At 64.6% G+C, this 19,010-nt stretch carries 19 protein-coding genes and 2 tRNA genes; 7 read left to right on the top strand and 14 right to left on the bottom strand.

The window, feature by feature from the left end; translation table 11 throughout:
* Positions 1–126: 126 nt before the first annotated feature.
* Positions 127–735 (bottom strand): GTP cyclohydrolase I FolE, encoded by a 609-nt coding sequence (gene folE, locus NZK81_RS15720; RefSeq protein ID WP_260047023.1) that lies wholly within the window; start codon positions 733–735, stop codon positions 127–129.
* Positions 732–2,267, bottom strand: a complete 1,536-nt coding sequence (locus NZK81_RS15715) for a phospholipase D-like domain-containing protein (RefSeq protein WP_260047022.1) — start codon at positions 2,265–2,267, stop codon at positions 732–734. The genes folE and NZK81_RS15715 overlap by 4 nt, the downstream gene beginning before the upstream one ends.
* 411 nt (positions 2,268–2,678) lie before the next feature.
* Here NZK81_RS15715 and NZK81_RS15710 point away from each other — a divergent pair, with 411 nt between their 5' ends.
* Both NZK81_RS15710 and NZK81_RS15705 read left to right on the top strand, forming a co-directional pair.
* Positions 2,679–3,266 (top strand): hypothetical protein, encoded by a 588-nt coding sequence (locus NZK81_RS15710; RefSeq protein WP_260047021.1) that lies wholly within the window; start codon positions 2,679–2,681, stop codon positions 3,264–3,266.
* 240 nt (positions 3,267–3,506) lie between these two features.
* A complete protein-coding gene (locus tag NZK81_RS15705) occupies positions 3,507–4,826 on the top strand; it encodes a chloride channel protein (RefSeq protein WP_260047020.1) in 1,320 nt (439 codons plus the stop codon).
* 90 nt (positions 4,827–4,916) lie between these two features.
* On the opposite strand, the gene NZK81_RS15700 is transcribed toward NZK81_RS15705, so the two are convergent.
* The 3 genes from NZK81_RS15700 to NZK81_RS15690 all read right to left on the bottom strand — a co-directional run bounded on the left by NZK81_RS15700 (position 4,917) and on the right by NZK81_RS15690 (position 5,649).
* Positions 4,917–4,993 (bottom strand) — tRNA-Arg (locus NZK81_RS15700).
* A gap of 53 nt (positions 4,994–5,046) precedes the next feature.
* A tRNA-Arg gene (locus NZK81_RS15695) sits at positions 5,047–5,123 on the bottom strand.
* A 49-nt stretch (positions 5,124–5,172) separates the two neighbouring features.
* Complete coding sequence (locus NZK81_RS15690; RefSeq protein WP_311202099.1) at positions 5,173–5,649, bottom strand: NUDIX domain-containing protein; 477 nt, start codon at positions 5,647–5,649, stop codon at positions 5,173–5,175.
* 62 nt (positions 5,650–5,711) lie between these two features.
* Here NZK81_RS15690 and NZK81_RS15685 point away from each other — a divergent pair, with 62 nt between their 5' ends.
* Both NZK81_RS15685 and NZK81_RS15680 read left to right on the top strand, forming a co-directional pair.
* Positions 5,712–5,903 (top strand): Flp family type IVb pilin, encoded by a 192-nt coding sequence (locus NZK81_RS15685; protein WP_260047019.1) that lies wholly within the window; start codon positions 5,712–5,714, stop codon positions 5,901–5,903.
* A gap of 127 nt (positions 5,904–6,030) precedes the next feature.
* Positions 6,031–6,216 (top strand): Flp family type IVb pilin, encoded by a 186-nt coding sequence (locus NZK81_RS15680; RefSeq protein WP_260047018.1) that lies wholly within the window; start codon positions 6,031–6,033, stop codon positions 6,214–6,216.
* A 296-nt stretch (positions 6,217–6,512) separates the two neighbouring features.
* Here NZK81_RS15680 and NZK81_RS15675 read toward each other — a convergent pair whose 3' ends face one another.
* Genes NZK81_RS15675 through NZK81_RS15665 form a run of 3 tightly spaced genes read right to left on the bottom strand, consistent with a single transcriptional unit; the run spans position 6,513 to position 9,449 of the window.
* On the bottom strand, positions 6,513–7,409 hold the full coding sequence (locus NZK81_RS15675; protein WP_260047017.1) for a tyrosine recombinase: 897 nt from the start codon (positions 7,407–7,409) through the stop codon (positions 6,513–6,515).
* Positions 7,410–7,416: 7 nt separating this feature from the next.
* Positions 7,417–9,294, bottom strand: coding sequence for a hypothetical protein (locus NZK81_RS15670; RefSeq protein WP_260047016.1), 1,878 nt, complete (start codon positions 9,292–9,294; stop codon positions 7,417–7,419).
* Complete coding sequence (locus tag NZK81_RS15665; RefSeq protein WP_260047015.1) at positions 9,291–9,449, bottom strand: hypothetical protein; 159 nt, start codon at positions 9,447–9,449, stop codon at positions 9,291–9,293. Before NZK81_RS15665 ends, NZK81_RS15670 begins: the two co-directional genes overlap by 4 nt.
* Before the next feature lie 58 nt (positions 9,450–9,507).
* Here NZK81_RS15665 and NZK81_RS15660 point away from each other — a divergent pair, with 58 nt between their 5' ends.
* From NZK81_RS15660 to NZK81_RS15650, 3 genes are all read left to right on the top strand, one after another.
* A complete protein-coding gene (locus NZK81_RS15660) occupies positions 9,508–10,095 on the top strand; it encodes a shikimate kinase (RefSeq protein ID WP_260047014.1) in 588 nt (195 codons plus the stop codon).
* Positions 10,086–11,201 carry a 3-dehydroquinate synthase gene (aroB, locus tag NZK81_RS15655; protein WP_260047013.1) on the top strand — a complete coding sequence of 372 codons (1,116 nt, stop codon included), beginning with the start codon at positions 10,086–10,088 and terminating at the stop codon, positions 11,199–11,201. Before NZK81_RS15660 ends, aroB begins: the two co-directional genes overlap by 10 nt.
* A 335-nt stretch (positions 11,202–11,536) precedes the next feature.
* On the top strand, positions 11,537–12,931 hold the full coding sequence (locus NZK81_RS15650; protein ID WP_260047012.1) for a peptide MFS transporter: 1,395 nt from the start codon (positions 11,537–11,539) through the stop codon (positions 12,929–12,931).
* Positions 12,932–12,938: 7 nt separating this feature from the next.
* Here NZK81_RS15650 and NZK81_RS15645 read toward each other — a convergent pair whose 3' ends face one another.
* From NZK81_RS15645 to NZK81_RS15620, 6 genes are all read right to left on the bottom strand, one after another.
* Positions 12,939–13,727, bottom strand: a complete 789-nt coding sequence (locus NZK81_RS15645; protein ID WP_260047011.1) for an acyl-CoA thioesterase — start codon at positions 13,725–13,727, stop codon at positions 12,939–12,941.
* Positions 13,727–14,098 (bottom strand): tRNA-binding protein, encoded by a 372-nt coding sequence (locus NZK81_RS15640; RefSeq protein ID WP_260047010.1) that lies wholly within the window; start codon positions 14,096–14,098, stop codon positions 13,727–13,729. The genes NZK81_RS15645 and NZK81_RS15640 overlap by 1 nt, the downstream gene beginning before the upstream one ends.
* Positions 14,099–16,120: an acetyl-CoA carboxylase biotin carboxylase subunit gene (locus tag NZK81_RS15635; protein WP_260047009.1), complete on the bottom strand. Its 2,022-nt coding sequence runs from the start codon at positions 16,118–16,120 to the stop codon at positions 14,099–14,101. It lies immediately after the preceding gene.
* 6 nt (positions 16,121–16,126) lie between these two features.
* Positions 16,127–16,585, bottom strand: a complete 459-nt coding sequence (locus NZK81_RS15630; protein ID WP_260047008.1) for a hypothetical protein — start codon at positions 16,583–16,585, stop codon at positions 16,127–16,129.
* An 86-nt stretch (positions 16,586–16,671) separates the two neighbouring features.
* Positions 16,672–17,724 carry a biotin synthase BioB gene (gene bioB / locus NZK81_RS15625; RefSeq protein WP_260047007.1) on the bottom strand — a complete coding sequence of 351 codons (1,053 nt, stop codon included), beginning with the start codon at positions 17,722–17,724 and terminating at the stop codon, positions 16,672–16,674.
* A gap of 4 nt (positions 17,725–17,728) precedes the next feature.
* Positions 17,729–19,003: an O-acetylhomoserine aminocarboxypropyltransferase gene (locus tag NZK81_RS15620; RefSeq protein ID WP_260047006.1), complete on the bottom strand. Its 1,275-nt coding sequence runs from the start codon at positions 19,001–19,003 to the stop codon at positions 17,729–17,731.
* Positions 19,004–19,010: the final 7 nt, after the last annotated feature.

Below are 19,010 nucleotides of genomic sequence, written 5' to 3'. Positions count from 1 at the left end.
TGATCCCCGTTCTGCAAGAACACCCCCTGCTCTCGTAGCCCCCGCCGATTGCGCGAGCCCGGCGAGACGCAACAGCAACTGCGGGGGGAACTCAAGAGCCCGAGGAAAACACCTCGGGAAAAGCGATCAATAGCCCATCAGGCTGAGCACTTCCTTGCGTGAGCGATCGTCCTCGAGGAACGTGCCCATCATCCGGCTGGTGATCATGCCAACGCCCGGTGTGCGCACGCCGCGCGCGGTCATGCAGGCATGGCTCGCCTCGATCACGACGGCAACGCCATGGGGCTGGAGATTGTCCCAGATGCACTGCGCGACTTCGGCCGTCAGGCGTTCCTGGATCTGCAGGCGGCGGGCATAGCCGTGCAGCACGCGCGCCAGCTTGGAAATGCCGACCACGTGATCGCGCGGCAGATAGGCGATCGCCGCCTTGCCGATGATTGGCGCCATGTGGTGTTCGCAGTGCGACTGGAAGGGAATGTCCTTGAGCAGGACCACCTCGTCGTAGCCGCCGACTTCCTCGAAGATGCGCGACAGATGGATCGCCGGGTCTTCCTGGTAGCCCTGGCAATATTCCAGCCATGCCCGCGCCACGCGCTTGGGCGTGTCGATCAGGCCTTCGCGCGTCGGATCGTCGCCGGCCCAGCGGATCAGGGTACGGATTGCCTCCTGCACGTCTTCCGGAACGGGTGGCTTGCCAAGCGGGTTGTCTTCGTCGGGACCAACCAGGCTGCTCATCCCTTCTTTCTCCTTCTCAATCTTTGCATCAGGCGCATTCGCATGAGCTGTCCCTTGCGGCGGAACAACCCGCGCGTCTCGATAGGCTCGAACATTTCGCCAGGGCGTTCCGGATCGAGGACGCCACTCGTGCCGAGCGCTCTTTCAGCTTCCGACAGATGTTTCAAGGGCAAGGGTTCCAGACGCCTGCCGGAAACCGACAGCGAATCGATCATCGCGGCAAGACTTCCATGCCGCGCGATCCCCGACGCCACGGTTTCCGTGGTGACGCCGCAATGCTCGGCGAGAAGACGCAGGCGCAGGCGGGTAATGCCCGGGCCGGCGTGGGCATTCGCGGCGCGCGCGGTGTCGATGAACACGTCGCATTCGCTGTCCAGCCCCATCGAGCGGTTGTTCATGTTGGCAGAGCCCACGCGCAGGATCTCGTCGTCGACGATCATCAGCTTCGAATGGACGTAGATCGGTGTGCCGTCGATCGCCAGCGGGTGATAGATGCGAAAACGCCCGGCATGATCGGCGTGCTGCAGCGTTTCGATCAGTTCCACCCGCGCCGTGTCCATCGCCGCCTGTTCCAGCCAGCCCTGGGCGGTCAGCGGGTTGACGATCAAGAACTCGGGCGGGTCCTGCTCCAACAGGCGTTCGCAGATCACTTCGGCGATGGCGCGCGAGGCGAAGTACTGCGTTTCGATATAGACGAAGCGGCGGGCACGGCGGATCTGCTCTATGAAGAGGTGCTCGATCTCGCAGACTTGCGGCGTGTCGCCGTATCTGGCGCTGGTCCGGGCAATGCCGATCTCGACGTCCTCGAAGTCCGCGTCGAGGTCTTCGGGCCAGGCGCTGGCCTCCTGCGGCGCGCAGGGCGCCAACCTGCGCCCGCCGGCGACGCGCCAGCGCTCGCGCCCGAGTTCGCCGAGCGAGACAGCGACATCGCCCTCCATCACCATGGTCACGTCATGCCAGGGGCCATAGGGCCGCCCGGTAGGATGGCGACGGCGCGGATCGTGCGGAAGGTGCTGCGGCGTGTCCCACCGGTCCGACGTCATGTCGATGCCGCCGCACGCTGCGAACGCGTCGTCGATCACCACGATCTTCTGGTGATGGCTGCAGCCCACCGGATGGGCCGAATCGAACTTGAAATCGATTCGCCGGCGCAGCGCCCAGCGGACCAGGTCGAACAGCATGGTACCGCGGAACAGGTACTTCACCATGGCGAAGTTCCACTTGAGCAGCAGCACCTCCAGCCGTTCGTTCCGCTTCACCAGCCAGAGAATGTAGGAGCCCAGCCTGGCCGGGAACCTCTTCCTGCGGCCCCGCTGCCACCAGCGGCGGCCGTAGGGCAGCAGGATGCGCGAATCGAAGTCCCACCCGATCAGGAAAATGCGCTGCCGGGCCAGATCCATCGCCTCGCGGATGATGCCGAAGTAGTCCTCGGCGTCGATCGCCAGATGCGCGCGACGGGCCATGGCGTATCGCCATACGGACGCCGGAACCTCCACGTCGCCTTCGGCCCCGTTCGCGCTGACTTCGTTCATCACCTGCCTTGCTGGATCACCTACCGTGCAGGATCAAGCCCTTAGGCCGCGCGTTGTTCCCGCGAGAAACGGGCCGAGCTGAACGCCCGGATTATCCGTCAGCGAGAGAAACTCACGGATTCGTATTACCGTATCACAACGCGAAAAGTGGCTTAATTACCCGCTGAGCACGGAAAACTGTCATTTCGCCGTTGATCTGCGGCCGTTCAGCCGTCATTCGTCTACACGCGTGTAATAATCGCGAACTAGCCGCTCGCTTCATTCCTGCGTCTTTGCGCATGCGAGTGATCCTCGGTCCACCGGGCCGGGTCAGCCGTCCGGAACATGCTCCGGACCACCTTTCACGCCCCCTTCGGGTTCCGGGGGCAGTATCGGGATCGCGCTGTGGTCCCGCGCCAGAAGGAGAATTGTATGAAGAATTCGCTCATCGCCGCCGCGATTGCTGCAGCGAGCCTTGCTCCCGTCGCCGCATGGGCACAGGACGCGGCCGCCTCCGCCGTCGCCCCGACGGTGGGAGCCAAGGTCTTCGGCCCCGAAGGTAACGAGGTGGGTACGGTTGAATCGGTGCAGGCCGGTGTCATCACCGTCTCGACCGGTGCTGCCCGTGCGGGCCTGCCGGCCAGCGCATTCGCCATGCGCGAAAAGGGCCTGACCATTGGCATGACGAAGGCACAGCTCGAAGCAGCCGTGAACGGCGCCAAGGCTCAGACCGATGCAGCCAAGGAAGCGGCCATGGTCGTCGACGCACCGGTCAAGAGCAACGACGGCGTCGTGCTCGGCACGATCTCCAAGATCGAAGGCGACGACGTAACCGTTCTGTTGAGCAACGGCGCCTCCGCCATCCTGAAGAAGTCGTACCTCGGCCTCGTCGACAATGCACTGACGCTGGGCATGACGGCAGAGGCATTCGCCTCGCAGACGCAGGCAAGCGCTCCCGCGCAGGCGAGCAGCGATGCCGCCGCACCGGCATCGGGCGAAGCCGCGGCGACCGACCAGTAAGGTTCATCGCCACTACCGTCTTGAACGGTTGAACGAGGGTCGGGACGCGCATGGCCGTTCCGGCCCTTTTTCATGCCAATCGTCTGCCTGGCATGGCCGTGCGGAAGGCAAGACGCGGCGGAGCCGGATTTTTCCGGGGAAAAGCCTTGCCCTCGCCCGCCGCCTTGGCGCAATAGGATTTCAATTCCTCTGCGTCTTCCGACGCTTTTCCACGTCCCAACCCAGCGAGCGATACCGGCCTTGACCTCCCAGGAGAGAATTAAAGCCCTGTTCGAGGCTGTCCCCGGCCTCGACGATTCCATGGATGCTGCGCGCCGCCGCGCGGCGACCGCGATAGGCGCGATTTCGCTGGGCCTGATCGCCATCATCTTCGCCTGGCTGGGCGACAAGGCGCAGCAGATCTTCAACCAGTTCCAGTCCCAGAACCCCTATGCGCCGCTGGTTCTGACGCCGGCCGTCTTCGTTGCCGTGGTGTGGATCACCAATCGCTGGACGTCCGATGCGCGCGGTTCGGGCATTCCCCAGGTCATGGCAGCCGGCAAGGATCTCGACCTCGCCTATACGAAGCTGCTCTCGATGCCCACGGCGCTTGCCAAGCTCCTGCTGACAGTGGCCATGCTTCTTGCGGGCGGTTCGGTGGGCCGCGAAGGCCCGACCGTTCAGGTTGCCGCGGCTGTCATGGTCACTTGCCACCGCCTGTTCCGCGTACCGATGACCGCCGGCGTGCTGATCGCGGGCGGCGCGGCGGGTGTCGCGGCCGCATTCAACACGCCGCTTGCCGGTGTCGCTTTCGCCATCGAGGAACTGGCTGCGGCTTTCGAACAGCGGGTCGCGGTGCTGGTGATGGGCGCCGTGGTCGTCTCGGGTCTGGTCAGTCTCGGCCTGTCGGGGGACTACGTCTATTTCGGCATCATGCACGAGACGCTGAAGGTCAGTTCGGTCGTGCTGATCGCCCCCGTTGCCGGCGTCGTGGGCGGAGCGCTCGGCGGCCTGTTCTCGCGCACGCTGCTGGCTTTCGCACGCAGCGGCCATTCCTGGTTCGTCATGGTTCGCAAGCGCCCCGTGCTCGTCGCGTTCGTCTGCGGGCTGCTCGTCGCGGTTCTCGGTCTCGTGACCGGTGGATCGACGTGGGGCACGGGCTACGAGGTGACCAAGCTGATGGTCGAAGGGCACCAGAGCGCGTCGCCCTGGTTCGGCCCGGCCAAGTTCCTCGCAACGGCCGCCACGGCCGTTTCGGGCGCGCCTGGCGGCATCTTCGCCCCTTCCCTCTCGGTCGGCGCGGGCGTGGGCCAATTGCTCGCGTTCTGCTTTCCCGACGATCCTATGCCGGCGATAGTCCTGTTGGGTATGACCGGGTATTTCGTCGGTGTCGTGCGCGCGCCGCTCACGGCGGTCATCATTCTCATGGAAACGACCGCAAGCCGCGGCATGATCCTGCCCCTGTTCGCGACGGCCATCATTGCCGACGCGGTCAGCAAGCTGGTCTGCCGGGAAAAGCTCTACCACGGTCTTTCCCGCAGCTTCTCTTCACACGGAGAAGCGAAGGCCAAACAGGCATAGGCTGCCAGACCTTCGCGCGGTCCGTCACGCGCCCTGGAAACGAAAAAGCCCTGCCGCGATGGCAGGGCTTTTTCGTTTCCAGGGAGATGATGGCGCGCCCGGAACGATTCGAACGTCCGACCCTCAGATTCGTAGTCTGATGCTCTATCCAGCTGAGCTACGGGCGCGCAATGCCCATCTCCATCCCTCAGTCCGGTCCAAAGACCAGAACGAAGAATGATGGCGCGCCCGGAACGATTCGAACGTCCGACCCTCAGATTCGTAGTCTGATGCTCTATCCAGCTGAGCTACGGGCGCGTTGGAGGTGCGCCAATAGAAAGGGATTCGAGTCCGGTCAACGCCTATATCACCTCAATGCCGAGGAATATGCGTGGATATGACGATGCAGTGCCTCCGCCAGCGGATAATCGAGGGGCGGCATGGCCAGTTCCGTTATCGCTTCCGGCGCGTGCCAAGCAATCGCTTCCGCCTCTCTGGCCTGCGCCACGCCTTGCCAGGCGCGTGCCGCGTAAAGAAGTATGACAAGCGGCCGTTGCGGCGATTTTCCGCCTTCGTCCGGCCCTGCCGTCAGCCCGCTGGCGAAACCGACCGGCTCCATTTCTTCGGCATCCACACGCACGCCCAGTTCCTCCTCAAGTTCCCGAATCGCGGCAAACTCCGGCGTTTCGCCGGATTCGACCTTGCCGCCGGGAAATTCCCAGAGCCCGCCATGCACGGCGGAAAAGCAGCGCTGCTGCATCAGGACAGTCCCGTCGGGCGCGATCAGGGCCACGGCTGTCACGAGCAGCGGTGTCAGGATTTTTTCCAGTTCAGTTCTTCCCATTAAAGACAAATTAACGCGCCCATGAGACTCCGGGCCAACCTGAAGCGAGTTGCAAGGTGATCATGGCACGCTTTCGAAACCTTTCGAACATCCTGCGCGATACCAGAGGTGCGTCCGCCGTCGAGTACGGGCTCATCCTCGCGATGATCGTCCTGGCCATGTTCGCGATGCTGCAAGGTGTGGCCAGCGAAGCCATCGGCATGTGGAACGATGTCGCCACCAAGACATCGGACGCGACCGGCGCAACACCGTAAGCTCCGCAGAAAACTTAAGCATTTCGCAAGGATTGTTCCGTAGTCACCGACAAGTCCAAAGCGTCGAAATAGAATTGAAGCGCAGCGGACCGGGTACTGAAGACTGCTTTTAATCAGGAGACACATCATGAAGTTTCTCGCCAAGCTGCGCCGCAATGAAGAAGGCGCGACCGCAATCGAATACGGCCTGATCGCTGCTCTCATCGCGGTTGCCGCGATCGCCGCGATGCAGGGCATGGGCTCGCAGCTGACCTCGACCTTCTCGAAGACCTCGAGCGCGATGGCCAGCACGAACACCACCACCACGCCGTAATTCGTCCTCGACGAACCAAACGATTTGGGGCGGCAGGGAAACCTGCCGCCCCTTTTCTTTTACCGTCCCGAGATGGCAGCGCAGGCGAAAATCCCCGAATTCGGCGGAATTCAGCGCATCTCGCGCGCGTCCCTCAAACGACTTCTCCAATCCTGCTTCCCGCTGACCACGTCATCCGCGGACGGACGGTCCCAAAGACGCTCTGCACGCACCGCTTCGTAATCAGTGTCGCTACAGCTTACACAAACCGATCCGGCACGACCGCCCACAATGCGCTGAACACGTCATGCGCATGACTACGTTTCCGTCGTGACCGCGCCGCCGCCCAGCGGATGACGGGCATTCACCAGTGCTACGAGTCGCGCGCTGTCGACATGCGTGTAGATCTGAGTCGTGGCGATGTCGGCATGCCCCAGCAGCATTTGCAGCACCCTCAGGTCCGCTCCGCCCTCCAGCAGATGCGTGGCAAATGCGTGACGCAACACGTGTGGCGAAACGCGCTCCGGATCCAGTCCGGCGCGGGCCGCCAGCGCCCGCAGAAGCTGGAACAGTCGCACGCGCGTGAGATGCCCGCTCGCGCCTCTGGAGGGAAACAGGAATTTCGAGCCGCCGGGGCGAACCGCAAGCCAGCGCGAGAGTACCGCGCATGCACGCGTGCTCACCGGCACCATGCGTTGCTGTCCACCCTTGCCCGTCACGTGAAGGAACGGCGCATCGCGCGGCACAGCCGCAACGGGAAGCGAAACCAGTTCGCTTGCCCGCAGTCCCGAGCCGTACAGCAATTCCAGCAGCGCCAACGTACGGACCGCTTCGGGCTGCTCGCCGGAGGCCTCGTCCTCCGCACGGGCCAGGAAACGCTCGACTTCCTCGCGGCCCAGCAGCCGCGGCAGTGGTCGCCGCGTGCGCGGGCGGGGCAAGGCGCCGGACGGATCATCTTCGCGCAGGCCTTCGTCGACGAGGAAACCATAGAACTGGCGCAGTGTCGAACACCTGCGGGCAAGACTCGAGGCGGCAAGGCCGGCCCATGCCTTGCCCAAGGCAGCAAGTGCAGGCCCGTCTGCATCCGCGGGATCGCCCAGCACGTCGCGCGCCGCATCCAGATCGCGGCGATAGGCGGCCAGGGTATTGGTCGCGGCTCCGCGTTCGACCGCCATCATCGCGAGGAAGCGTTCGGCGAGGTCGTCGCCCGCCATCGGCTTGTCAGACCCGGGCGACGGCTTCCGCCGCGATCATGCGCGCCTCGCCCTCGAAGCCGACCTGCCGCAGCGCCGAGACGATATGGAACAGATACCGGGGCGTCATCCTGCTCCAGTTCGATCCCTGCATGCCAAAGCCGGCCAACAGCACCACACTCGCGCTATCGCCGCGCTGCGCAGCGGTGTCGATCGCGCGCGTCCAGCGCGTGCCTTCCACCAGCCCCAGAGACATGTCGTTCGAGTAGCGCTCGACCTCGTCGGCACCGAGCCGGTCGAGCCCGGCCAGCCCCGCCACGAGAAAGGCCGCCCTGCGCTTGCCCGCACTGCCATCCTCGTCGATGAACTTGTCGAGCGAACCGGTTTCGACCGGGCTGGTCCGTCCGGGCGCGGCAAGTGCCAGCAAGCCCCAGCTTTGGCCTCCCGACGGAACGACCGGGGCCCATCGCATGGCGTTCGCGTCGAAACCGGCGGACAGCATCGAGGCGATGAGCGCAGGTGCGTCGTCGGCCAAGTCCTCGCCGGCCGGCATGCGCGCAGCGGCGGCAGCCGTCAGCACTTCGCGCGCATAGCGTTCGGACGGGCCGCCGGCACTGTCCCACAAGGCCTTCATCGCGGCGAAACGCGCCTGCGGATCCTCCAGCGTATAGGCATCGCGCAAGCTTTCCGCCCGCTCCTGCCAGTCGCCGGTCACCCCGGGATCGGAGTAGATCTGCGAATAGAGATCGACCATCGCGGCATTGGACAGCACACCCGCGGCCCCCGCCCGATCGGCAGCGGCGGCCCGGCGTTCGAGGCCGACCATCGGCGCCAGCGCGGTCACGTAGCTGTACCCGGGACCGGCGGCGTCCATCAGCCGCGCCGGCGGCTCGATGCCCACGCCGATCGCCAGGCCATAGCGCCAGGGCGTCATCGTCGAGACGTTGTCCCACTCGATCGTCACGGCGCGGCGCGCCTTGCCGGCCGCGCCAGCATATTTCTGGGCCAGCAGGAGATCGACCTTGGGCGTCTTCCCGCGCGCCATCTCGCGATCGAGCTTCGACAGCGCGACGGCGCTGTTGCCGCGAAATGCCTCGCAGATCGCCTTGGCGAGATTCCATTCCGTGCCGTCCTGCAGGCTCCCCTGCGTGGCCATGACAGGGCACAGGCCGGTGAAGTCGGCCGTCTTCTCATAGACGCCGAGCGCAACGCTTCCGACGGCAGGCGTATAATCGGCGATGTCCATGTCCTGCAGCACGGCGCGGGCCGCGTCGGTCTCGCCCATGCGCAGCAGCAGTGCGACGCGCAGCGCAAGAAAGTCCTGCGGGCTCATTCCTTCCGGCGGCACCAACCGGGACACGAGCATCCGGCGCAGCAGGATGTGGCCCCAGCGCGAAACCAGCCTGCCCTTGTTCTCGGACAGGGCGAGTTCGATCAGCCTGGCATTCTGTCGTGCCAGCGAATCCGCAGGCAAGCCGCCTTCGCTCTCGCCAAGCAACCCAGCCCGCTCCATCGAACGGCGAGCCTGGGGCGGCATGTCGAAAACGACGTTGCTGCCAAGAAGGTCGGCGAATTCATCCGGCGACATTTCGGCCAGTTCCTCCAGCGTCGGCACACGCTTGAGCGAAAAGCCCCCTTCGCCCCCTTCGCCGGCGGCGTGGTCCGCGGCGGCACCCTCTCCGGGCAGCGCCTGCACGACCGGCGTTGCAACCGCAGCCGGGCGCGCTGCGTCTGCCGCAGGCCCTGCCGGGGCAGCCGGTCTCGGAGCCGCCGTTCTTGTCGGAGAAGGCGTCGGAGCCGGTTCCTGGAACATCTTGGGAAGCAACGATTCCGGTGCATCCTGGGCGACGGCCCATGCCGAGGACACCGCCAGTGCCGCACCGGCCAGCAGATATGCCGCCCTCATCGCGACGACTCCGGCACGGCAACGCTAACCACGATCTCGCGAACCGGCTGTCGTCCGGCATCGACCCACGCCGCGACGCCCAGGGCAACGACGGCAAGCGGAACGGCCAGGGCGATTACTGTCGGCAAACCGCGTCCGCGCATTTCGATCGTCACTCGCCTTCCTTCACCGATGCTTGCGCTGCGACCTAGCGCAACTATAGGCTTGGGGGCAATGGACGTTCAACAAACCCACTTTTCCGCGCAGGAAATCGCAGCGCTGGCGCGGCGAATCAACCGCCCGATCGTGCTCGTGGGCATGATGGGGGTCGGCAAGTCGAGTGTGGGAAAACGGCTCGCATCGCTGCTGGATTGCGCCTTCGTCGATGCCGACGAGGAGATCGAACGCTCCGCCCAGATGACCATTCCGGAGATCTTCGATGCCTTCGGCGAAGCCTATTTCCGCGACGGCGAACGGCGCGTGATCGCGCGCCTCATGAACGAGAGCGCCGGGGAACCCGGCGGGCGCATCGTCATAGCCACCGGCGGCGGCGCCTTCTGCAATGCCGAGACGCGCGCGGCAATACTCGACAAGGCCATCACCATCTGGCTCGACAGCGAGGTCGACACGCTGGTCGAGCGCACCGCGCGCAAGGACAACCGTCCCCTGCTGAAGCAGGGAGATCCGCGCGAGATCCTTGCCAAGCTGCGCGCCGAGCGCGAACCATACTATTCACAAGCGCCGATCCACGTGGTCAGCGGCAACGGTCCCCACGTCCAGACCATCAACAAGGTTCTTCAAGGAATTTCGCAATGGCTGTGATCCCGGTCGCTATCGCCGGCCGCCCCTACGAAGTCCGCGTAGGCGCAGGCCTTCTCGCCGAACTGGTGCCACAGTGCCGGGGGCGCCTGCGCAAGCGCGCCGTGCCGATCGTCACCGACGCCAACGTGCATGCCGCCTGGGGAGACGTGGTCGAGGCAAGCCTGCGCGACAATGGCCATGAACCGCACTGGCGCATCCTGCCGCCGGGCGAGCAGACCAAGTCCTGGGAGGAACTGGCCGCCACCGTGAACTGGCTGCTGGCTCTGGAAGTGGAGCGCGGCGATCACGTCATCGCGCTTGGCGGCGGCGTGATCGGCGATCTGACGGGCTTCTGCGCCGCCGTGCTCAAGCGCGGCTGCAAGTTCATCCAGGTGCCCACCACCCTGCTCGCGCAAGTCGATTCGAGCGTGGGCGGCAAGACCGCGATCAACACGCCCGCAGGCAAGAACCTCGTTGGAGCCTTCCACCAGCCCTCGCTGGTCCTTGCCGATCTTTCGGCGCTGGAGACGCTGCCCGAGCGCGAACTGCTCGCCGGTTATGCCGAAGTCGTGAAATACGGCCTCATCGACGATGCCGACTTCTTCTCCTGGTGCGATGCCAACGGCGCCAAGATGATCGCAGGCGACAGCGCCCTGCGCGAATACGCCGTCTCACACTCGGTAGCGGCCAAGGCACGGATCGTGGCCGAGGACGAATTCGAGACCACCGGGCGGCGCGCCCTGCTCAATCTCGGCCACACTTTCGGCCATGCGCTGGAGGCCGAGACCGGCTTTTCCGCAAGACTGCTGCACGGCGAAGGCGTAGCGCTCGGCATGGTCCTGGCCGCGCGCTATTCAGCGCATCTCGGCCTGATGGCGCGCACCAGCGCCGACCATGTTGCGCAGCATTTCAGCGCCGTCGGCCTGCGCGCCAACCTGACCGAACTCGGTCTCGACTGTGACGGTGCCGGACTGGTGCGCCATATGCTGCACGACAAGAAGATGGATGCCGGCGCCCTGCCGTTCCTGCTGATGAAGGGCATCGGCCAGACCTACCTCGCGAAGGATGTCTCGCTCGACGATGTCGCGACATTCCTCGATGGCGAACTGGCGGCCGGCGCGAACTGAAGCCGTCCTCGGCACGCGGCGGGACCGGCGAATCCGACATACCGTGCCCTGCTCGGGTCCGGATGCCGCGAATGTCGGGATGAATGTCATGTCCCGCGCGTTCAATCGCGGGCGTCTTCCGTTTTTCCGATTGTGGGAAAGGACGGGGACCGATGATGTGCCTCCTGCGAACCCCCGGGCACAATGCTGGCGGCAGGCAAACGAGCCTGCCGCCTTTTTTCCGCATGCTCGCCTGCCGAAAATTGACGGCATGACCGCGACGTGACATTGCTTGACCGCGTGTCTACGTTACGCAAACAGACAATAAAATTACGGGTCCGGAGAGAGCGATCGCCATGACAACAGCCGAAGCCACCCCCGAGCTGGATTTTCCCGAACACCTTGCGGCACACGATCGCGCCTTCCTCGGTCACCCCAAGGGACTGGGTTTTCTCGGCTTCGTCGAGGGCTGCGAGCGGTTCTCGTACTATTCGATGCAGACGCTGCTGACGCTCTACATGGTCAAGTATCTGCTGCTGCCTGGCCAACAGGAACACGTGATCGGGCTGGCATGGCTCAAGACCCACGTATTCCCCGGGCTGGAAGGGCAACCGCTCGCCTCCGAAATCTTCGGTCTCTATACCGCCAGCGTCTACCTCACCCCGATTCTGGGCGGCATTGCCGCAGACCTCCTGCTGGGGCGCCGCGCCGCGTTGATCGCGGGCGGCCTCGTCATGTCTCTCGGCCATTTCCTCATGGCGTTCGAGGGCGCCTTCCTCTTCGCGCTGATCTCGCTCGTCATCGGTGTCGGCCTGTTCAAGGGCAACATCGCCAGCCAGGTTGGCGAACTCTACGGCCCCAAGGACAACCGCCGGGCGATGGCGTTCCAGATCTTCTACATCTTCATCAACGTCTCGGTGATCATCGCCCCGCTCGTTTCGGGCACGCTGGGCGAAAAGGTGGGATGGCACTGGGGCTTCGGTACGGCAGGCGTGGTCATGGTGCTTGGGCTCCTGATCTATCTCTACGCGCGGCCTTGGCTGCCTGCGGACAACGGCACACCGGGCAAGTCGGCACAACCACGCGCGAAATTCGAGCCGGGCGACGGGCCGCGCCTGATCGCCGTGCTGCTGCTGGTGCCAATCATGGGCATCTCGCTGCTCACCAATCAGGAGATCTTCAACGCCTATCTCGTCTGGGCCGACCAGCAGTTCCAGCTCACCTTCATGGACACCACGCTTCCCACCAGCTGGATGATCACGATCGACGCAACGCTCAGCTTCTCGATGCTCGTGGGCGTCGCTGCTTTCTGGGCCTGGATCGGTGCGCGCACCGGCAAGGAGCCGGACGATCTGAGCAAGATGATCATCGGCTGCTTCTTCATCGTCGGCGGCGGCCTGTGTCTCTACATCGCCGCGCTTACGCAGGGGACGGGCAAGATCGGACTGTTCTGGCCGGTCATGTTCCACCTCGTGAACTCGATCGGTTTCGCCCATCTACTGCCAGTCAGCCTAGCGCTGTTCACCCGGCTCGCCCCGCGTGCACTCAACGCGTCGATCGTCGGGATCTACTACCTCTCGTTCTTCGGAGCGAACCTGGCGGTGGGCAAGATCGGCACGCTTTTCGAAACGATGCCCACGCCGCAGTTCTGGCTGCTCCACGTCGCATCGGCCGTGGTTGCCCTGATTGCCTTCGGTGGTTTCAAGCTGTTCCTCGCGGACAGGCTGATGGGCGAGGAAGCGGCCGATTGACCCCGGGTCAGCCGAACAGCGCGACCGACTGCATGCCCGCCATCACCGGTGCGCCATCGGCGTTCCAGATTGCCATGCGCTGGCTGGAACAGCCTTTCTCGGCATAGTCGCCGACGGAACGCAGCAGCCACCAGCCTTCGCGCGTAGCAGGCGCCGGCGTCAGCAGGTTGACCTGCCAGTGCATGGTCGAGACCGGCACGGCGGCATGCATCATCGGCATGACGCCGGGCGGCAGGGCATCGCCGATCAGCAGCATCGCGACCATCGGATCGAGCCCCAGCCCTTCGGCGAGCCTGACCCAGCGGCACATTTCCGGGCGCTTGTCCTCGACGGGTGGCACGGCGTGGCGCGTTTCGAAATTGTTCGCGAGAAAGGCGGGTGTGTGCTCGGTATAAGTTACCGCGCGCGCCTCGTCGCAGGGTACGAGCCCCTCGGGCACCGGCCGCTCGTTGATGTGGAGCGCGCTTTCGACTGCGCCCATGAAAACGAAGCTGGCCGTGAAGGCGAGGCCCTTCGCGCCATGAACTTCCGCCGCGATCCACGTCGCGTTGCGCCCGGCACGTTCGACGCGGGCCCGCGCCTCGACGCGGCCGTTGACCGGCGCCATCATCGCAAGCTGCGCCGAGCGGAGCGGCGGCAGCCCTTCGCCGCCGACCTTCTGCGCCACTGCAAGGGCCAGCGCAGAGGAAAAGCCGCCATAGGCCGTGCGGCCCTGATGCCATGTCTCGGGCACGTCGAGCGTGAGACCGTCATCGAGGCCGTGCGCCCCGGCCAGCAACGCCGCGAAACCCGTCATCAGAACAGCCGCGATCCGTCGGGAACCGGCTTGTCTGGCGAGAACAGCGTCACCCTGCCCTCCTCGTCCGCGAAGCCGAGCGTGAGCACTTCGGACAAGGCCTTGCCGATCTGCCGCTTCGGGAAGTTCACCACCGCAGCAACTTGCCGGCCGACGAGGTCCTCGGGCGAATAGAGCGCCGCCACTTGCCCGACGCTCTTCTTCTCGCCCACGCCGGGACCGAAATCGATCCGCAGCTTGTAACTGGGCTTGCGCGCGCCCTCATAGACTTCCGCCGCCACCACGGTGCCCACACGGATATCGACTTTCAGAAAGTCGTCGAACGTGATTTCCGGGCAAGCGGCGGCGGCGGGATCGTGGTCTAGATGCATTTATTCCAATTCGAGGATAATTGCATCGACTGCAAGGCTTTCTCCGGCCTTGGCGCTGACGGACTTCACCGTGCCTGCCTTTTCGGCGCGCAGGATGTTTTCCATCTTCATCGCCTCGACCACTGCCAGCGGCTGACCGATCTCGACCTTGTCGCCTTCGCTGACATTCAGCGAAACCAGCAGGCCCGGCATCGGACAGATGAGGAAGCGCGAAAGATCCGGCGGAATCTTTTCGATCATGTGCTTGCTCAGCGCGGCAATGCTGGTGGGCAGGCAAGTGATCTGGTGGATCGCGCCGCGCGTGGTCATCTTGAAGCCGGTGCGCGTGGGTTCGACCTTGATGGTGATGTCCTCGCCATCGACTTCGGCGTCGATGAAGCGGTCACCCGGCGTGTATTCCAGCTCGAGTTCGACTTCGGCGCCGTTCACGGTGACCATGTCCTCGTCGATCACGACTTCGAACGCTTCCTTGCCGATCGTCACGGTCCATTCCGCCGGCGGATCGAGCGGCGTGGCCAGCTGGCCATCGACGCGGCGCGCACGGTCGGCGCGGGCAGCAGCGACGAACCCGGCAACCGATGCGAGCTTCACCTTCAGCTCGTCCGACGCGGGCGCGCCGTGGAAGCCTTCGGGATATTCCTCGGCGATGAAGCCGGTGGTCAGCTCGCCCGAGCGGAAGCGCGGGTGCTGCATGATCGCCGAGACGAAGTCGATGTTGTGACCGAGCCCTTCCAGCTCGAAGGCATCGAGCGCGGCGATCTGCTTGTCCGCCGCCTCGTCGCGGGTCTCGCCCCAGGTGATCAGCTTGGCGATCATCGGGTCGTAGAACATCGAGACTTCGCCGCCTTCATAGACGCCGTCGTCCACGCGCACGCCGTCGATACCGCGACGGCCGTTCGCGGCACCATCGTCGGTCCAGCCATCGACCGGCGGCTGATAGCGCACGAGGCGGCCCGTGGAGGGCAGGAAGCCGCGATAGGGATCTTCGGCATAGACGCGGTTCTCGATGGCCCAGCCATCGATCTTCACGTCGTCCTGCGTCATTTCCAGCTTTTCGCCAGCGGCCACGCGGATCATCTGTTCGACGAGGTCGACGCCGGTGATGCACTCGGTCACCGGGTGCTCCACCTGCAGGCGGGTGTTCATTTCGAGGAAGTAGAAGCTCTCGCCCGTCGGATCGGCGCCCGAGACGATCAGTTCGACCGTACCGGCCGAATAATAGCCTACCGCCTTCGACAGCGCGACGCACTGCTCGCCCATGGCCTTGCGCATCTTGTCGGTGACGAAGGGCGACGGCGCTTCCTCGACAACCTTCTGGTGACGGCGCTGGATCGAGCATTCGCGCTCGTTGAGGTAGAGCACGTTGCCGTGCTTGTCGCCGAGGATCTGGATTTCGATGTGGCGCGGGTTGAGGATGAACTTCTCGATGAAGACGCGGTCGTCACCGAAGGAGTTCAGGCCCTCGCGCTTCACGCTCTCGAAGCCCTCGCGCACGTCCTTCTCGGAATAGGCAAGGCGCATACCCTTGCCGCCGCCGCCGGCCGAGGCCTTCATCATCACCGGGTAGCCGATCTCGTTCGAGATGCGCACCGCGTGCTCGGTATCGTCGATCTCGCCGACGTAGCCGGGCACGACGTTGACGCCGGCTTCCTTGGCGAGCTTCTTGGACTCGATCTTGTCCCCCATAGCGGCGATCGCGTTCACGGGTGGGCCGATGAACTCGATGCCCTCTGCCGCCAGCGCCTCGGCGAACGAGGTGCGCTCGGACAAGAAGCCGTAGCCCGGATGAACCGCTTCGGCGCCGGTCTGCTTGCAGGCGGCGATGATCTTGTCGGCGATCAGGTAGGACTGCGCGGCGGGCGCCGGGCCAATGTGGACGGCTTCATCGGCCATCTGCACGAAAGGCGCGCGCGCATCGGCATCCGAATAGACGGCCACCGTCTGGATGCCCATGCGGCGGGCAGTCTTGATCACGCGGCAGGCAATCTCGCCCCGGTTTGCGATGAGGATTTTTTTGAACATTCAACCTTACCCTAAGATGCTCTGCCACCAAGGCAGTCGATAGGTTTCAACGGTTATGCCCGTCGATTGTCCTTCGTTGCCTTGATCATTGACGTCCATGTGAAACTTCTTCGCCCCTGACTTCCACCACCATTCGGGTGCGGAGCCGGACGTTTGACCTGCGATATCTGACAGTGCAGACTTGATCACCGTAATCGGGGGAGCAAACTGCCGATGAATCATGACAGTGCACACGAAGACGTTATCTTCGACGACCTGCCCTCTCAACACATCAGCGACCGGCGACACCCACATGTCCAAGGACAATGGATCTGCGGGATCGGCGGTTTGCACCCTCTTGAACCCCCATCCGGTGGCGCTCAAACCTGCATCGAAACGAATTGGATCGTCCGAGCTTTCCAAACATTGCTGCTTCAACAGTGTTGCGATACTGGAAGCAGAAGCCTTCGGATCGCTCGAAGTCAATGCGGCGACCTTTCCAAAGTCCGATGGCTGCGACGGATTGCAGGCGCCCAACAGCATTAGCGCAAAGAGGCCCCCCGCAACTCGCATTACTCGGCCGCTTCCATCTTCACGCAGCCCTTGGGCATGCGCGAGGCGTCCATCTGAGCCTGCGTTTCGCTGATGGCCATGGCTTTCAGGCCGAGCCGTGCGAACATCGCCGCGTCGGTGTCGTCGCCGGCGTTGGGTGCGGTCAGCAGCTTGTCGCCGGTGAAGATCGAGTTCGCACCGGCCATGAAGCACATCGCCTGCGTCATCTCGGACATGGACTCGCGGCCCGCCGAGAGGCGCACCATCGAGTGCGGCATGGTGATGCGTGCGACCGCCACGGTGCGCACGAATTCCACGTCGTCGATCTTGGCGAGCGGCGTATCGGCCAGCATGTCGCCCAGCACCGTGCCCTTGACCGGGACCAGCGCGTTGACCGGAACCGACTGCGGGTGATCGGGCAGCGTCGCCAGCGTGTGAACGAAGCCCACGCGGTCCTCGCGCGTCTCGCCCATGCCGACGATCCCGCCCGAGCAGACGTTGATCCCGGCGCGGCGCACTTCGGAGAGCGTGTCGAGACGGTCTTCCATCGTGCGCGTCGTGGTGATCTCACCGTAGCGTTCGGGCGAGGTGTCGATGTTGTGGTTGTAGTAGTCGAGCCCGGCTTCCTTGAGCATGTCCGCCTGTTCGGGCGTCAGCATGCCCAGCGTCATGCAGGTTTCCATGCCCATGTCGCGCACGCCCTTCACCATCTCGATGATGGCGGGCATGTCGCGGTCCTTGGGATTGCGCCAGGCGGCGCCCATGCAGAAGCGGGTGGAACCCTGATCGGCCGCCTGCGCCGCGCGCTGCAGCACCGCCTGCACGTCCATCAGCTTGGTCGCCTTGACCCCCGAATTGGCCGAAGCCGACTGCGAGCAGTAGCCGCAGTCCTCCGCGCAGCCGCCGGTCTTGATCGACAGCAGCGTGGAGAGCTGCACTTCGTTGGCCGGATGGTTCGCGCGATGGACCTCGGCGGCGCGGAAGACCAGCTCGGTGAACGGCAGGTCGAACAGCGCCGCGATTTCCTCGCGCGTCCAGTCGGTACGGGTTTCGGTCTGGGGGGCGTCAGTCATCGGTTCAGATTTGCTCCAGGGCCTGGGCGAGATCGGCCACGATATCGTCGATATGCTCGATGCCGACCGAGACGCGGATCACGTCGGGACCGGCGCCCGCCTCGATCTGCGCGCCTTCCTCAAGCTGGCGGTGCGTGGTCGAGCTGGGGTGGATGATCAGCGAGCGGGTGTCGCCGATGTTGGCGAGGTGGCTGAACAGCTTCACTTCGGACACGAGCTTGACGCCCGCATCGTAGCCGCCCTTCACGCCGAAGGTGAACACCGCGCCGCCCTTGCCGCCAAGGTACTTGCCGGCAAGCTGGTGATAGGGGTTCTCGGGAAGGCCCGCGTAGTTGACCCAGGCCACCTTGGGGTGCGCCTGCAGCCACTGCGCAAGGTGCAGCGCGTTGGCGCAGTGACGCTCCATGCGCAGCGCCAGCGTTTCCATGCCGGTCAGCGCGAGGAAGGCATTCATCGGCGCCATGGCCGGGCCGAGGTCGCGCAGGCCGAGCGTGCGGCAGGCGATGATGAAGGCGATGTTGCCGAAGGCCTCGCCCAGCTTCATGCCGTGATAGCTCGGGTTCTCTTCGCTGATGGTCGGGAATTTGTCCGAAGCCATCCAGTCGAACTTGCCGGAATCGACGATCACGCCGCCCACGGCATTGCCGTGACCGTTGAGGAACTTGGTCGCCGAGTGGACGACGACGTCAGCGCCGTATTCGATCGGGCGGCACAGCGCCGGGGTCGCCAGCGTGTTGTCGACCACCAGCGGCACGCCCGCGTCATGCGCGACCTTGGCGATAGCCTCCAGATCGGTGACGACGCCGCCGGGATTGGCAAGGCTCTCGACGAAGACCGCGCGGGTCTTGTCGGTGATGGCGGCGGCAACGTTCGCGGCATCGTCGGCATCGACGAACTTCGTCTCCCACGACATCTTGCGGAACGAGTGGCCGAGCTGGTTGAGCGAGCCGCCGTAGAGCTTCTTGGCCGCGACGATCTCGCAGCCCGGTTCCATCAGCGTGTGGAACACCACGAGCTGCGCGGCATGGCCCGAGGCCACGCCCAGCGCCGCGACACCGCCTTCGAGCGCGGCAATCTTGCCTTCGAGCGCGCCGTTGGTGGGGTTCATGATGCGGGAATAGATGTTCCCGAATTCTTCCAGGTTGAACAGGCGCGCGGCATGATCGACATCGTCGAATACGTAGCTGGCGGTCTGATAGATCGGGGTGATCCGCGCCTTGGTGGTCGGATCGGGCTCACAGCCCGCATGGACCGACATGGTTTCAAGTTTGTGCGTCATGATCCCT

The sequence above is a fragment of the Novosphingobium mangrovisedimenti genome, assembly GCF_025153475.1.
GTDB lineage: Bacteria > Pseudomonadota > Alphaproteobacteria > Sphingomonadales > Sphingomonadaceae > Novosphingobium > Novosphingobium mangrovi_A.
Note: the sequence above shows the minus strand (reverse complement) of the source record. Positions and strands in the feature narration are given on the sequence as shown.